The sequence below is a fragment of the Streptomyces sp. NPDC002867 genome, assembly GCF_053591895.1.
Window position 1 is genome coordinate 1 of record NZ_JBSFUR010000062.1, and the last position, 13,797, is coordinate 13,797.

Consider the following 13,797-nt stretch of genomic DNA (forward strand, 5'->3'; position numbering starts at 1 on the left):
GGCGGCTCGGGGCACCGGCCCCGAGCAACCCGGCCCGCCGGCGATTGAGGCGCGGGGTTCGGGGCAGCGCCCCGACGCGGTGCGTCGGCAGCGCCCCGACGGCAGCGCGGGGCCGGGCCCCGAGCAAACCGGGGCGTCACGCGTCAGGCTGCTCCTCACGGGACGGCTCCAGCGGCGGCGCCGACACCCCGCAGTTCATCCGGCACTCCGGGTGCGTGTGCTCCTCCGCCGGCGCCGGCGCCCTGACCGTCGCCCAGGCGATCACGGCGCCCGCCACCAGCACCCCGGCGCACATCGGAATGGCACGCCGGAACGTCTCCCCGAACTCCGCCGCCGAGCGGTACGCCTCCGGCCCCATCCCCGCCAGCAGCGGCAGCGCCGCCACCGCGATGAGACCCGCCGCGCGGGCCGCCGCGTTGTTGATGCCGCTCGCGATCCCGGCCCGCGCGGTGTCCACGGACGCCAGGACGGTCGCGGTCAGCGGTGCCACCAGGGTCACCATGCCCATGCCCATCACGACCATGGCGGGCAGCACGTCCACGACGTACGAGGCGTCCTCGCCGACCCGGAGCATCAGCATCGTCCCGGCGGCGCACAGCAGCGGCCCGACGGTCAGCGGGATGCGCGGCCCGATCCGTTCCCCCAGTTCCCCTGACTTCGCCGACAGCAGGAGCATCAGCACGGTGGTCGGCAGCAGCGCCGTACCGGCGCCGAGCGCCGAGTAGCCCGCGACGACCTGCAGCTGGAGCGCGACGAGGAAGAAGAAGCCGCCGAATGCCGCGTACACGCACAGCGTCACCAGGTTGACCGCGGTGAACTGCCGGATCGCGAAGACGGACAGCGGCAGCATCGGCTCGGGCCGCCGCCGCTCGACCAGGACGAAGGCCACCCCCACCAGCACGCCCACGAGCCCGGGCCACACCGTCGCGTCGATGAGCGCGTATGTCACCAGGCCCAGCGCCGCCGCGCCCAGCACCGCGCCCAGGACGTCGAAACGGCCGGCCGCCCGAAGATCGCGCGACTCGGGGACGTGCCGCAGCGCCACGGGCACGCACAGCGCGGCCAGCGGCACGTTGAGCAGGAAGACCCAGCGCCAGCCGGGCCCGTCCACGAGCCAGCCGCCGACGAACGGTCCGACCGCCGCGCCGACGCCGCCGAGCCCCGACCACAGCCCGACCGCGCGGGCCCGGTCGTCCGGATGGAAGCTCGCCTGGATCAGGGCGAGCGACCCCGGGGTGAGCAGCGCACCGCCGACGCCCTGCAAGGCCCGGGCCGCGACCAGGATGCCGCCGTTCGGAGCCAGTCCGCACAGCAGCGAGCCGATGGCGAACCAGACGACGCCGAGCACGAAGATCCGCCGCCGGCCGTAGCGGTCGCCGAGCGCTCCCCCGAGGAGGATGAGACCGGCGAGCGTGAGCATGTACGCGTTGACGGTCCACTGCAGGACGGCCAGGTCGGCGTCGAGGTCCCGGCCGATCCGGGGCAGGGCCACGTTGACGACGGTCGAGTCGAGCAGCGCCATCCCGGAACCGAGGACGGTCGTGAGGACCACCCAGCGCCCCTGGGCCGAGGACAGCCTGATGTCCATAGGGGCATCCTCCCGGCCCCCGCACCTTCGGGCTAGTCGAGGACGGCCGACTTTCCCAGGAGGTAGGCGAGGTGCGCCCGGCTCCGGCCGCCGTATTCGTCCGCGACGGGGCGCTGAGACCGCACGCCAGGGACACCGACGAGGGACGCAGCAGGAGGGCCCGGCACCGCGACGCGGTGCCGGGCCCTCCGCACGGCATTACTTGATCTTGGTGCCGGTGGAGCGCAGGGCCGCACAGGCCTCGACCACACGGGCGGCCATGCCCGCCTCGGCCAGCTTGCCCCAGGTGCGCGGGTCGTAGGTCTTCTTGTTGCCGACCTCGCCGTCGACCTTCAGGACGCCGTCGTAGTTCTGGAACATGTGGGCCGCGACCGGACGCGTGAAGGCGTACTGGGTGTCGGTGTCGAGGTTCATCTTCACGACGCCGTTCTCCAGCGCGGTGCTGATCTCCTCGGCCGTCGAGCCGGAGCCGCCGTGGAAGACGAAGTCGAACGGCGCGGTCTTGCCGTACTTCTCGCCGACGCCCTGCTGGAGGTCCTTGAGCAGCTCGGGACGGAGGACGACGTTGCCCGGCTTGTAGACGCCGTGCACGTTACCGAAGGAGGCGGCCAGCAGGTAGCGGCCCTTCTCGCCCAGGCCGAGGGCCTCGGCGGTGCGCAGCGCGTCCTCGACCGTGGTGTACAGCTCGTCGTTGATCTCGTGCGAGACGCCGTCCTCCTCGCCACCGGTCGGGGTGATCTCGACCTCGAGGATGATCTTGGCGGCGGCGGCCTGCGCCAGCAGCTCCTGGCCGATGGCCAGGTTGTCGGCGAGGGTCTCGGCGGAGCCGTCCCACATGTGCGACTGGAAGAGCGGGTTGCGGCCGGCCTTCACACGCTCGGCGGAGATGTCGAGCAGCGGACGTACGTAGCCGTCCAGCTTGTCCTTCGGGCAGTGGTCCGTGTGCAGCGCGACGGTGATGTCGTACTTCGCGGCGACGATGTGCGCGAACTCGGCCAGGGCGACGGCGCCGGTGACCATGTCCTTGTTGTGCTGGCCGCCCAGGAACTCAGCGCCGCCGGTGGAAATCTGGATGATGCCGTCGCTCTCGGCCTCGGCGAAGCCACGCAGGGCGGCGTGCAGGGTCTGCGACGAAGTCACGTTGATGGCCGGGTAGGCGAACTTGCCTGCCTTCGCCCGGTCGAGCATCTCGTTGTAGACCTCGGGAGTCGCGATGGGCATGTGTCCGCTCCTTGTGATGTGCGGGTATGTGGTGCTGGCCCTGACCTGGGGGCGACGTCATCGTCGCGGCCTATCTTTCCAGACTCTCCGCCCGGGTCCACAGAGCCCGCCGCGCCAGGATGCGCCAAGGGCGTCCTGTTTCACGTGAAACAGGACGCCCATCGGCATCAGCGCAGGTCAGGATGACCTCAGGCGAGACCGAGCTCTTCGAGCGAGTACGCGTTGACGTAGGGCAGGCCCGCCTCGGCGATCTTCGGGGCGGCACCACGCTCGACGATCACGGCGACGCCGACGACCTCGCCGCCCGCCTCCCGTACCGCCTCGACGGCGGTGAGCGGGGAGCCGCCGGTGGTGGAGACGTCCTCGACGACGAGGCAGCGCCGGCCCTTCACGTCCGTGCCCTCGATCCGGCGCTGCATGCCGTGCGCCTTGCCCGCCTTGCGGACGACATAGGCGTCGAGCCGCCCGCCGCGGGCGGCCGAGGCGTGCAGCATCGACGTCGCCACCGGGTCGGCGCCCAGCGTCAGACCGCCGACGCAGTCGTAGTCGAGGTGGGCGGTGGCGTCCAGCATGACCTGGCCGACCATCGGCGCGGCCTCGCCGTCGAGCGTGATCCGGCGCAGATCGATGTACCAGTCGGCCTCGATGCCCGAGGAGAGGGTCACCTTGCCGTGCACCACGGCCTTGTCCTTGATCTGCTGGAGCAGCTCAGCGCGTACGTCAGTCATGCCCATGAGCTTAAAGCCGCCGCCAGGTCCAGGTCGTCGTGACCTCCAGCGGCTCGATCGGGGTCACGAGTTCGGGGTGGGTGTTCAGACCGTTCGGAGGGCCGGACTGCGGCTCCACGCAGACGGCCTCGGCCTGCTCGTCGTAGATCACCACCCACTCGGCGCGGCTCGCGACCGTCAGCTCCAGCTGCTCCGGCCACGTCAGGGTGACCGACAGCCCGTCGGGCATGCCGAAGCAGTCGTCCCACGGTCCGGGCAGCGGGTCGACACGGCGTCCCGTCGGCAGGTGGTCCTCGCCGCGCTCCTCCTGCCACGCCGGTGCGAAGTCGATCCGTACGTCCTCGCCGCTACCGAGGTTGCGCAGGAACCAGGGGTGCCAGCCGGCCTGGGCGGGGAAGGACGTCCCGTACGTCTCCACCCCCATCGCGAGGGTCAGCGACTCAGCCGTCAGCTCGAAGGTCTGCGTGACCCTGCCGGTGTACGGCCAGGGCTCGGCGAGATCGTAGGTGAACGCGGCCTCGCTCTTGCCCGCCGTCGCGGTGCGCCAGGCGGTGTCGCGGCCGGTGCCGTGGATGGCGTGCGGAGCCGCGTTGAGCGGGAGTTGGTGGACGACGTCCCCGTTGCGGAACTGCCCGTCCCTGGTGCGGCCGCACCAGGGGACCATGGGGAACGAGCCGTACCGCTCCCCCTGGCGCAGCACCTCGGTGCCGCCGATGCGCAGGCTTCCGATGCGGCAGCCGTTCTCCGGATGCACGGTCAACTCGACGTCGCCGGCGCCCAGCCGGACGCTCTCTTCGCTACTCACACGACGACACTAGCCCGCGCTACTTGCGGCGGCGCAGCACACGGCCGACGACGACCGCGGAGGCGAGCGCGAGCGCCGCGGCGGGCGCGATCCACCGCAGGGCGGCGCCGGAGCCGGACGCGTCCGGACCCGGGGTCGGCGCGTAACGGCCGCGCGGGGGCGCGTGGTCGACCTCCTCGGCGCTCCGGCCGATCATGGTGCGCCGCGCGTGGGCCGCCTCGGCGGCGGGCTCCGCGGGGAGCTCCGACAACTCCTCCAGACCGTCCAGGTCATCGAGGTCGTCGAGGTCGTCCGCGTCGTCCACGTCGTCGGCGGAGACCGCAGCGGCGTCGGAGGCATCGAGGCCGGCGGCCGGCGCATCGAGGTCGGCGAACTCGTCGTCGGCATCCTGTCCGAGCGACGGCGGGGGCACCGGCCCGTCGAGGACGGAGGGAGCGCCGGGCTGGGCGGAGTCCGGCTCGGCGGGCTGCTCGGAGGACGCGTCCGCGTCCAGGGCGTCGTCGGACGCGTCCTCGGGCGACGCGCTCGCGCCGTCGGAGGCCGCGACCGCGAGCGCCTCGGCGAACCGGTCCAGAAGGCGGTGGGCGGCCGTCGTCCGCGCGGACGCCCCGAGGGCCGCGAGCCGGCCGTCGGCCGTCGACGAACCGCTGAACGTCAGCGTCGTACCTCCGTCGGTCGGCTCCGGGCGTACCGTCAGCACGATCTTCACCGAGCCGCTGCCGCGCGCCTCCGCGCCGTCGCCCTCGGCCACGAAGGCGCCCTCCTGCTCCACGAGGTGCAGGGCGCCGCGGTAGGTGATGGTGTGGCTGCCGACCCGGACCTTGAGTCTGCCGGTCAGCGGCCCCGCCGCCCGGTCGGCGTCCTGTTGGAGCCCGGGAACGCAGCGGGCCACCCGGGAGGGATCCCGCAGCACCTGGCGGAGGGTCTCAGCCGGAACGGGTACGAACACCTCATGCTCCATGGAAGCCGAGCCTACTCAGCCGGGCCCGCCGCGTCTGCCTTCGCGCGCCGGTTCGTCGGCGCAGCCCTGCGTGCGGGGCCTCACGGGGCGCCCTTCCGACAGCCGGCCCCCGCCGGTGATCTCAGCGGACGTATCGGGGGCGTACCAGGTTCGACGGTTCGAGGCCCGGCACGCGGGTGCGCTCGGCCGCCCGCCCGTAGGCGGCGAGTTCGGCGGCGAGCGGCGAGCGCAGCGGCGGCACGCCGCGGTCCAGCACGAGCCGCGGGGCGCCATCCGCCGAGGCGAGCAGGAAGCCCCTCTGGGGCGCTGTCGCGGTGCTGTTCCGAAACCGGTCGGGGCCCGTGTCCGCGTGGCCTCTTCCCCGCCCCGGATAACCGTTCAGGTACGCGGTGGTGGAGAAACCGGCAGCCCGCAGCGTCGCGTCGACCGTCCAGTACGTGTGCGGCCGGGCGGCGGGCCCCGCGTGGACGGCCAGGCGCCCGCCCGGTGCGAGGACCCGGCGGGCGAGACCGTAGAACTCCAGCGAGTACAGCTTGGTGCCGGCGGTGATGCCGGGGTCGGGGAGGTCCGAGACGATCACGTCGTACTGCCCCCGCTGCGCGCCGCGCAGCCAGGAGAAGGCGTCCGCGGTGACCACACGCAGCCTCGGGTCGTCGTAGACATGGCGGTTGAGCGCGGCGAGGGCGGGATCGGTGCGGGCGAGGCCTACGAGCCCGGCGTCCAGTTCGACGATGGTCACCGAGCCGACGTCCCCGTATCCGAGCGCCTCGCGCGCGGCGAGGCCGTCGCCGCCGCCGAGGATCAGCACACGCTCGTGCCGCCCGTTCATGGCCGGGTGGACGAGCGCTTCGTGGTAGCGGTGCTCGTCGCGGCCGCGCACCTTCAGCCACCCGTCGAGGTACAGGTCGGGCGCCTGGGACGGCCGGCCGGTGAGGACGACCTCCTGCACGCCGGTGTGCACGGCGACCCGCACCTGGTCGCCGTAGACCGCGCGGCGCGCGGCGCGCTCGAAGTCGCCGACGAGGGCTGTCGCCAGGGCGAGCAGCGCAAGCACCACCCCGTTCAGCACGAGCAGCCGTAGCCGCCAGCGCGCCGACATCTCCGCCCGGAACAGCCACAGCACGAGCACGGCGCCCGCCACGGCGTTGACCGCGCCGGTCGCCAGCGCGCCCGTGAGTTCGCCGAGCCAGGGCAGCAGCAGAAACGGGAAGGCGAGTCCGCCCACCAGCGCGCCCACGTAGTCGGCGGCGAACAGATCGGCGACGGTGCCCTCCGCGTCCCGTCGCGAGACACGCTGGATGAGCGTCATCAGCAGGGGCATCTCGGCGCCGATGAGCACCCCGATGGCCAGGGAGAACGCCACGAGCGCGACGCGGGACCCGCCCGCCCAGGCGAAGGACGCGTACAGCACCATCGCGGACGCGCCGCCGACGAGCGCGAGCACCGCCTCCAGCACCCCGAAGCCGACCACGGCCCGGCAGCGCAGCCGTTTGGCGAGCAGCGAGCCCACACCCATCGCGAAGACCATGACGGACAGCACGACGGACGCCTGGGTGACCGAGTCGCCGGTCAGGTACGAGGCGAGCGCGACGAGTTCGAGCTCGTACACCAGCCCGCACGCCGCGCAGACGAAGGCCGCCGCCAGCACGAGACCGCGCCCGGCGGCGGGGCTCACGGGCGGCGCCACCGCGTTGCGGGGCGGGGAGGTGCGCTGCCGGCCGATCATCCCCGCCACGCTACGTCACAGTCCACATCCGACCTGTCACCCACAGGGGTTGACTACAGGGCCGCCCGGTCCGGGCGGCGCTCCGCCCGCCGGCTCTGGAGCCCGTGGTGCTGCAGCACGCCGACCCGCGTACGCGTGACCACCAAGCGGCTCTCCTGCGGGTACGCGTGCCAGGTGCGCCAGCGCACCTGGTCCTCGACGCGCTGGGCCAGCATGGCGGTGAAGGCGTGCGGCGAGCCGGGAAAGGTGCCCGCGAGGCCATGGGGATGGTCGGCCACCAGCGCCAGCAGCTCCTGGGCCCGGACCGCGAACGACTGCTCCGACAGCGTCTCGACCCGGGCGGCGAACTCGTACTCCCAGTCGCCCAGCCGCTTGGCCACGCCGAGGGGCAGCGGCGTGCTGCTGCCCGGGATGCAGGCGACGGTCTCCGAGCACGAGCCGTCCTCCTGGTCCAGCAGCACCTGGTGGGACGCCCCGAGGAGTCTCAACTGAAGCCTGGAACCGGATAGTTCGAGGTCGAGGACGGCAAGGGCGGGCAGCGGCTCCCGGCCGAGCGCCCAGGCGAGGTCGTCGGCACGGGTGTCGGTGTAGGCGGTATCGATGGTCGTGAGCATGGGGTCGGCTCCGCATACGCGCTTCGGCGGGTGGACACGTGGACCTGACGCCCCGGAGACGGGGCGCACGACATGGGGGTGGCCTGCTCGGGTCCACAGAAGGTCCGAGGGCTGGATGGTTCCAACAGGTTCCACAGTGAGGGAATCACGAATTACGCGACAACCACAGCGTTTTTACCCAACTTGGCATGGTTTCCATCCCCTAGGGGGCCAGGCGGTTCACGTGTTCAACGAATGACAGGGCCCGTGGGGCACGTGAAGTGCCGCCTCATCCTGGGCACTTGTGCGAAGAGGGACCAACGCGAAGGCGCCCGGCGGGAGTTCACCCGCCGGGCACCTTCACCGGTCGCGGACCAGCTGCCCCGTGTCAGCTGCCTCCGCCACATCCACCCCCGCCGCCGCACGAGGACGAGGAGCTGCCGCACGAGGAGGAGCCGCCGCAGGAGGAGGAGGACGAGCTGCCGCCGTCACCCGCCCACCAGCTGCTCGACCCGCCGCCGCTCCGGCGCCTCCGGCCGCTGCCGGTCCTCGCCGCGCTCCGGCCGGCGGACACGGCCAGCACAAGTGCCACGACCACCACCAGCCCGACGACCACAGCACCGAAAATCACCATCACACCCACCGTCCTTCGCATTCCCCCGGTGGGGGTACCTCCCAGGCCGAAGGCTCTGGGGAGAGTCCCCCGCGACGCTGCGCGACCGCTTCCTCTGGTCGTGTTCCTGTGACGCTCACCTGCGTGACAGGGGGATGCCCTCGGCCTCCCGGACCCAAAGCAGACTTGAGCAAGTCCAGAGGTTCGGCCCAGGATGGCGCCCATGACAGGACGCGAACCCGGATCACGACCGCTGCTGAACCGCAGGCTGGCGGCGTTCGGCACCACGATCTTCGCCGAGATGTCCGCGCTGGCGGCCCGGACCGGGTCGATCAACCTCGGACAGGGCTTCCCCGACACCGACGGTCCCGAGGAGGTCAGGGAGGCGGCGGTCCGGGCGCTGCGCGACGGACGCGGCAACCAGTACCCGCCCGGCCCCGGCATCCCCGAGCTGCGCACGGCGGTCGCCGACCACCAGCTCCGCCGCTACGGGCTCGTCCACGACCCCGACACCGAGGTCCTGGTCACCGCGGGCGCCACCGAGGCGATCGCTGCCGCGCTGCTCGCCCTGGTGGAGCCGGGCGACGAGGTGATCGCGCTGGAGCCGTACTACGACTCGTACGCCGCGTGCATCGCCATGGCGGGCGGTACGCGGGTGCCGGTGACCCTGCGCCCGCAGGAGGGGGCCTACCGGCTCGACCTCGACGAGCTGCGGGACGCGGTGACCCCCCGCACCCGGCTGATCCTGCTCAACACGCCGCACAACCCCACCGGCACGGTCCTGACCCGCGACGAGCTCGCGGCGATCGCGGCCCTCGCCGTGGAACGGGACCTGCTGGTGGTGACCGACGAGGTGTACGAGCACCTCGTCTTCGACGGCGAGCACGTGCCGCTCGCGTCCTTCCCCGGGATGCGCGGGCGCACGGTCACGATCTCGAGCGCGGGCAAGACGTTCTCGTTCACCGGCTGGAAGGTCGGCTGGGTGACGGCCGCACCCGAGCTGGTGAGCGCCGTCCGCTCGGCGAAGCAGTTCCTGACATACGTGTCGGCGGGGCCCTTCCAGTACGCGGTCGCGGAGGCGCTGCGGCTTCCGGACACGTACTTCGACGGCCTGCGCGCCGATCTGCGCGCCAAGCGCGATCTGCTGGGCGCGGGGCTCGCGGCCGCAGGTTTCACGGTGTACCGGCCGGCCGGGACGTACTTCGTGACGACCGACATCCGCCCGCTCGGCGACGCGGACGGCTTCGCGTTCTGCCGGTCGCTGCCCGAGCGGTGCGGGGTCGTCGCCATCCCGAACGCGGTCTTCTACGACCACCGCGAGCAGGGCGCCCCGTTCGTGCGGTTCGCGTTCTGCAAGCGCAGGGAGGTCCTCGAGGACGCGGTCACGCGGCTGAAGTCCCTGGCCGTCTGAGGAACGCCGGTACGTACGAGGGCCCGGCGGTCTCCCGCCGGGCCCTCGCGTACGCGTGATGCGTCAGGCGCCGATGCGTCAGGCGTCGTCGGCCGGCTTCTCCTCGCCGGCGTCCTCGGCCTTCTCCAGACCCAACTGGTCGACGATGAAGCGGTCGAACTCGATCGACGCGCGCACCCAGCTGACCGTGGACGACACGAAGTGCTCCAGGCTGACGCCGGTGCCGATGAGCATCTGCGCCTCACCGATGAGGCGGAGGGACTGCTCCTTCGTCTCCTCTTCCTCGTGCAGGTGCGTGTAGACCTTCGGCCACAGGGTGCGGCGGTTCCAGTCGTCGATGGTGTCGAGGAGCCGCGCCCGGTCCTCGACCGCGTGCGGACGGTCGTAGAAGGTGCGCACCGAGAAGACCTGCTGCTCGTTCTCGCCGCGGAACATGAAGTACGTGCGGAAGTCCTCCCACGGCGCCGCGAGGTCGCCCTCGTCGTCGACGACGTACTTCAGCTCCATCTGCTCGAGCAGCTGCTTGACCAGGTCCTGGTCGGGAACGACGGGGCCCGCCGGTCCTGCGGCCTGGGGCTGGGGCTGGCCCCCGAAATTCGGAATCGAGGACGGATCGATGGTCACCGTGTATTTCCCTTCGTACGGATGCCGCCATCCTCTCCCATCCCCGCCCGTGCGTGGCAAGCCCCGCCACACCCGATCCGCTGCCAGCTGATCCCCCCGGGGGGCTCCGCCCCCGCGCCCCGATCTCCCCCTACGGCCTGTGCGGCCGTGGGGAGCCCGCGCCCGCCCGTGCGCCTGGGGCGAGCCCCCACCCGGCGGAGCCGCATATCGCTCCTGCGGGAGGGGGCGCCGGCGGGTGGGGACGCCCCGCGCCCCCACGGCCGCGAGGCCGCAGCGGAGACGAGGCGCACGGGCGGGCCCGGCGGTTTCAGGCCTCCGCCGAGGGGCGCCCCGCTCCCTTACTCCGCGCCGTCCCCCGCCGTCGCCGCCCCCACGATCAGCTCGTCGCCGAAACGGTCCACCCGCACCGTGTCGCCCTCCTTGACCTCCCCCGCGAGGATCTCCTTCGCGAGGCGGTCGCCGATCGACGTCTGGACCAGTCGGCGCAGCGGGCGGGCGCCGTAAGCCGGGTCGTTGCCCTCGTCGGCGAGCCATTGCAGCGCCGCCGGGGTGACCTCGAGCGTGAGCCTGCGCTCGGCGAGGCGGCGGGCCAGCCGCTCGATCTGGAGCCGCGCGATGCGTGCCAGCTCGTCCTTCGACAGGGCCGAGAAGACCACCAGGTCGTCGAGGCGGTTGAGGAACTCCGGCTTGAAGGTGGCCCGCACCACCTCCAGCACCTGCTGCTTCTTCTGCTCGGCACCGGTCAGCGGATCGACCAGGTACTGACTTCCCAGGTTGGACGTCAGGATGAGGATGGTGTTGCGGAAGTCCACCGTCCGCCCCTGCCCGTCCGTCAGCCGTCCGTCGTCGAGGACCTGGAGCAGGATGTCGAAGACCTCGGGGTGGGCCTTCTCCACCTCGTCCAGCAGCACCACGCTGTAGGGGCGGCGGCGCACTGCCTCGGTGAGCTGGCCGCCCTCCTCGTAGCCGATGTAGCCGGGCGGCGCGCCGACGAGGCGGGCGACGCTGTGCTTCTCGCCGTACTCCGACATGTCGATGCGGACCATCGCCCGCTCGTCGTCGAAGAGGAAGTCGGCGAGCGCCTTCGCCAGCTCGGTCTTGCCCACACCGGTGGGGCCGAGGAAGAGGAACGAGCCCGTCGGGCGGTCCGGGTCGGCGATGCCCGCGCGCGTACGCCGGACCGCGTCGGACACGGCCCGCACCGCCTCGCCCTGGCCGATCAGCCGCCGCCCCAGTTCCTCCTCCATGCGCAGCAGCTTCTGCGTCTCGCCCTCCAGGAGACGGCCCGCCGGGATGCCGGTCCAGGAGCCGACCACGTCCGCGATGTCGTCCGGGCCGACCTCCTCCTTGACCATCGTGTCCTTGGACGCCTCCTCCTCGGCCTCGGACGCGGCCTCCAGGTCGCGCTCCAGGGCGGGGATCTCCCCGTAGAGCAGCTTGGACGCGGTGTCGAAGTCGCCGTCGCGCTGGGCGCGCTCGGCCTGGCCACGCAGATCGTCCAGCCGCTCCTTGAGCTCACCGACGCGGTTGAGGCCCTGCTTCTCCTTCTCCCAGCGTGCGGTCAGCCCGCGCAGCTCCTCCTCCCGGTCGGCGAGGTCGCGGCGCAGCTTCTCCAGGCGCTGCTTGGAGGCGGGGTCCGACTCGTTCCTCAGCGCCAGCTCCTCCATGCGCAACCGGTCGACGGCGCGCTGCAGTTCGTCGATCTCCACGGGCGAGGAGTCGATCTCCATGCGCAGCCGGGAGGCGGCCTCGTCGACGAGGTCGATGGCCTTGTCGGGCAGGAAGCGGGAGGTGATGTACCGGTCGGAGAGGGTGGCGGCGGCCACCAGCGCGGAGTCGTTGATCTGCACCTTGTGGTGGGCCTCGTAGCGGCCCTTGAGGCCGCGCAGGATCGCGACGGTGTCCTCGACCGTCGGCTCGGCGACCAGCACCTGCTGGAAGCGCCGCTCCAGCGCCGGGTCCTTCTCGATCCGCTCGCGGTACTCGTCGAGGGTGGTGGCGCCGACCATGCGCAGCTCGCCGCGGGCGAGCATGGGCTTGAGCATGTTGCCGGCGTCCATCGCGGAGTCGCCGCCTGCGCCGGCGCCGACGACGGTGTGCAGCTCGTCGATGAAGGTGATGATCTGCCCGTCGCTGTCCTTGATCTCGGACAGCACGGTCTTCAGCCGCTCCTCGAACTCACCGCGGTACTTCGCGCCCGCGACCATCGCGCCGAGGTCGAGCGCGACGAGCCGCTTGTCGCGCAGCGACTCGGGCACGTCGCCCTTGACGATGCGCTGGGCCAGGCCCTCGACGACGGCGGTCTTGCCGACGCCGGGCTCGCCGATGAGCACGGGGTTGTTCTTGGTGCGCCGCGACAGCACCTGCACGACGCGGCGGATCTCCTGGTCCCGGCCGATGACCGGGTCGAGCTTGCCCTCGCGGGCGGCCGCGGTGAAGTCCGTGCCGAACTTCTCCAGCGCCTTGTACTGACCCTCGGGGTCGGGCGTGGTCACCCGGCGCCCTCCTCTTGCCTTCTCGAACGCGTCCAGCAGCTTCCTGTCCGTGGCACCCTGTCCGGACAGCACTTCTCCGGCCTGCCCGCCCTTGGCGGCGATGCCGATGAGAAGGTGCTCGGTGGAGACATAGTCGTCGCCCAGCTCCTTGGCGCGCCGGCCGGCGTCGGCGATGACGGCGAGCAGCTCGCGGTTGGGCTGCGGCGGCGCGACGGTGGAGCCCGTGACGCTCGGCAGCGACGCGAGGAGGCGCTCGGCCCCGGACCGGACGGCGGCCTGGTCGGCGTCGACGGCGGCCAGCAGGTCGGTGATGTTCTCGTTCTCCTGGCCCGCCAGGAGGGCGAGCAGCAGGTGTGCCGCGGTCAGGTCGGCGTGCCCGTCCTGTACGGCCCGGTTGCTCGCCGCGTTGATCGCGTCACGGCTCTTGTTGGTCAGCTCGGCGTCCACGTGCCCTCTCTCCTCCTTGCTGATGGCCTCTTCCCAGCTATGACTGAGTCAACCTGCACAAAGTTGAGTCTATTCCACTCAGGGTGTTGACGGACAGCCCGCGGAGGTAGGTTCCGCCCCATGGCCATCGATCCCCGCAACCCCGGCGCGTCGTACCTCGGCTTCTGGCGCGAGTACCACATGTGCACCCTGACCACCCCGCGCCCGGACGGCACGCCGCACGTCGTGGCGGTGGGAGTGACGTACGACCCCGAGGGCGGGACACGCGGGCTGGCACGGGTGATCACCAACAAGCACAGCCACAAGGTCGCCAACGTGCTGGCCGCCGGCCCGGAGGGCGCACGGGTCGCGGTGTGCCAGGTGGACAAGGGCCGCTGGGCGACGCTGGAGGGCGTCGCGACGATCCGCACGGAGCCGGAGGTCGTCGCCGACGCGGTGAGCCGCTACGCGGAGCGGTACGGGCGTACGCCGACGCCCAACCCGGACCGCGTCGTCATCGAGATCGCGCTGACCCGCGCGATGGGCCGGGCGTAGCCGGCCGCGCACCGGAGCGTCCCGCGGAAGGGTCTCCGGGCAGCACAACGG

The 13,797-nt window shown here is 72.2% G+C and carries 11 protein-coding genes; 2 read left to right on the forward strand and 9 right to left on the reverse strand.

What is annotated here, in order from left to right; genetic code table 11:
• Nucleotides 1–136: 136 nt before the first annotated feature.
• The 7 genes from ACWD0A_RS31670 to ACWD0A_RS31700 all read right to left on the reverse strand — a co-directional run bounded on the left by ACWD0A_RS31670 (nucleotide 137) and on the right by ACWD0A_RS31700 (nucleotide 7,643).
• Nucleotides 137–1,588, reverse strand: coding sequence for an MFS transporter (locus ACWD0A_RS31670; protein WP_451303719.1), 1,452 nt, complete (start codon nucleotides 1,586–1,588; stop codon nucleotides 137–139).
• A 198-nt stretch (nucleotides 1,589–1,786) separates the two neighbouring features.
• Entirely contained in the window at nucleotides 1,787–2,809 is a 1,023-nt protein-coding gene (fbaA, locus tag ACWD0A_RS31675) for a class II fructose-bisphosphate aldolase (RefSeq protein ID WP_177149710.1), read from the reverse strand.
• A gap of 188 nt (nucleotides 2,810–2,997) precedes the next feature.
• Nucleotides 2,998–3,537: an orotate phosphoribosyltransferase gene (gene pyrE, locus ACWD0A_RS31680; RefSeq protein WP_177149711.1), complete on the reverse strand. Its 540-nt coding sequence runs from the start codon at nucleotides 3,535–3,537 to the stop codon at nucleotides 2,998–3,000.
• A gap of 10 nt (nucleotides 3,538–3,547) precedes the next feature.
• Nucleotides 3,548–4,342, reverse strand: coding sequence for an aldose epimerase family protein (locus ACWD0A_RS31685; protein WP_451303721.1), 795 nt, complete (start codon nucleotides 4,340–4,342; stop codon nucleotides 3,548–3,550).
• Between the two features lie 19 nt (nucleotides 4,343–4,361).
• A complete protein-coding gene (locus ACWD0A_RS31690; protein WP_451303723.1) occupies nucleotides 4,362–5,303 on the reverse strand; it encodes an SRPBCC domain-containing protein in 942 nt (313 codons plus the stop codon).
• A 121-nt stretch (nucleotides 5,304–5,424) separates the two neighbouring features.
• On the reverse strand, nucleotides 5,425–7,029 hold the full coding sequence (locus ACWD0A_RS31695) for a polyamine aminopropyltransferase (RefSeq protein ID WP_451303725.1): 1,605 nt from the start codon (nucleotides 7,027–7,029) through the stop codon (nucleotides 5,425–5,427).
• Nucleotides 7,030–7,082: 53 nt separating this feature from the next.
• Complete coding sequence (locus tag ACWD0A_RS31700; protein ID WP_451303727.1) at nucleotides 7,083–7,643, reverse strand: DUF2617 family protein; 561 nt, start codon at nucleotides 7,641–7,643, stop codon at nucleotides 7,083–7,085.
• Between the two features lie 815 nt (nucleotides 7,644–8,458).
• Between ACWD0A_RS31700 and ACWD0A_RS31705 the strand changes: the two genes are divergently transcribed.
• Nucleotides 8,459–9,646, forward strand: a complete 1,188-nt coding sequence (locus tag ACWD0A_RS31705) for a pyridoxal phosphate-dependent aminotransferase (RefSeq protein ID WP_451303729.1) — start codon at nucleotides 8,459–8,461, stop codon at nucleotides 9,644–9,646.
• Between the two features lie 78 nt (nucleotides 9,647–9,724).
• Here the strand turns inward: ACWD0A_RS31705 and ACWD0A_RS31710 are convergent, their stop codons facing one another.
• Together ACWD0A_RS31710 and clpB are read right to left on the reverse strand one after the other, a co-directional pair.
• The gene (locus ACWD0A_RS31710) at nucleotides 9,725–10,270 is read right to left on the reverse strand and encodes a YbjN domain-containing protein (RefSeq protein ID WP_451303731.1); all 546 of its coding nucleotides are present in this window, start codon (nucleotides 10,268–10,270) and stop codon (nucleotides 9,725–9,727) included.
• A 338-nt stretch (nucleotides 10,271–10,608) separates the two neighbouring features.
• A complete protein-coding gene (clpB, locus tag ACWD0A_RS31715) occupies nucleotides 10,609–13,212 on the reverse strand; it encodes an ATP-dependent chaperone ClpB (RefSeq protein ID WP_451303733.1) in 2,604 nt (867 codons plus the stop codon).
• 120 nt (nucleotides 13,213–13,332) lie between these two features.
• On the opposite strand from clpB, the gene ACWD0A_RS31720 reads away from it, so the two are divergent.
• Nucleotides 13,333–13,746: a pyridoxamine 5'-phosphate oxidase family protein gene (locus ACWD0A_RS31720; RefSeq protein WP_451303735.1), complete on the forward strand. Its 414-nt coding sequence runs from the start codon at nucleotides 13,333–13,335 to the stop codon at nucleotides 13,744–13,746.
• The last annotated feature ends 51 nt before the right edge of the window (nucleotides 13,747–13,797 follow it).

What these genes read in the sequence shown, in the direction of transcription:
- ACWD0A_RS31670 (WP_451303719.1), bottom strand. Translation starts at nt 1,588, where the DNA reads ATGGACATCAGGCTGTCCTCGGCCCAGGGGCGCTGGGTGGTCCTCACG.
- ACWD0A_RS31720 (WP_451303735.1), top strand. Translation starts at nt 13,333, where the DNA reads ATGGCCATCGATCCCCGCAACCCCGGCGCGTCGTACCTCGGCTTCTGG.
- fbaA (WP_177149710.1), bottom strand. Translation starts at nt 2,809, where the DNA reads ATGCCCATCGCGACTCCCGAGGTCTACAACGAGATGCTCGACCGGGCG.
- ACWD0A_RS31705 (WP_451303729.1), top strand. Translation starts at nt 8,459, where the DNA reads ATGACAGGACGCGAACCCGGATCACGACCGCTGCTGAACCGCAGGCTG.
- ACWD0A_RS31690 (WP_451303723.1), bottom strand. Translation starts at nt 5,303, where the DNA reads ATGGAGCATGAGGTGTTCGTACCCGTTCCGGCTGAGACCCTCCGCCAG.
- ACWD0A_RS31700 (WP_451303727.1), bottom strand. Translation starts at nt 7,643, where the DNA reads ATGCTCACGACCATCGATACCGCCTACACCGACACCCGTGCCGACGAC.
- ACWD0A_RS31695 (WP_451303725.1), bottom strand. Translation starts at nt 7,029, where the DNA reads ATGATCGGCCGGCAGCGCACCTCCCCGCCCCGCAACGCGGTGGCGCCG.
- pyrE (WP_177149711.1), bottom strand. Translation starts at nt 3,537, where the DNA reads ATGACTGACGTACGCGCTGAGCTGCTCCAGCAGATCAAGGACAAGGCC.